Source organism: Colwellia sp. BRX10-9, from assembly GCF_014077405.1.
GTDB lineage: Bacteria > Pseudomonadota > Gammaproteobacteria > Enterobacterales > Alteromonadaceae > Colwellia_A.
Genome location: NZ_JACGVV010000130.1, coordinates 1 through 329, shown reverse-complemented (window position 1 = coordinate 329; position 329 = coordinate 1). Strand labels below are relative to the sequence as shown.

The 329-nt window shown below is 38.3% G+C and carries 1 tRNA gene; it reads right to left on the bottom strand.

The window, feature by feature from the left end:
* Nucleotides 1-31: 31 nt before the first annotated feature.
* Nucleotides 32-107: transfer RNA gene (locus tag H4J69_RS19750), tRNA-Glu, on the bottom strand.
* Nucleotides 108-329: the final 222 nt, after the last annotated feature.

Genomic DNA, 329 nt, shown 5'->3' with positions numbered 1-329 from the left:
TTAACTTCCAATAAAGGAAATAAAAAATAAGTGGCATCCCTAAGGGGATTCGAACCCCTGTTACCGCCGTGAAAGGGCGGTGTCCTAGGCCTCTAGACGATAGGGACACTAAAACTATTGAGTAAGTGAACATTGAATAAACAAGGTTCAACTACTTAGAAAAGCATCAAACAAGATTTTCATCTCGCTTTTATGATTGAAACGTTCTTCAATCAAAGGAAACAACAAGACCTAGTTTGTTATACCCTTTTTACCTATTCATTAACTTCCAATAAAGGAAATAAAAAATAAGTGGCATCCCTAAGGGGATTCGAACCCCTGTTACCGCC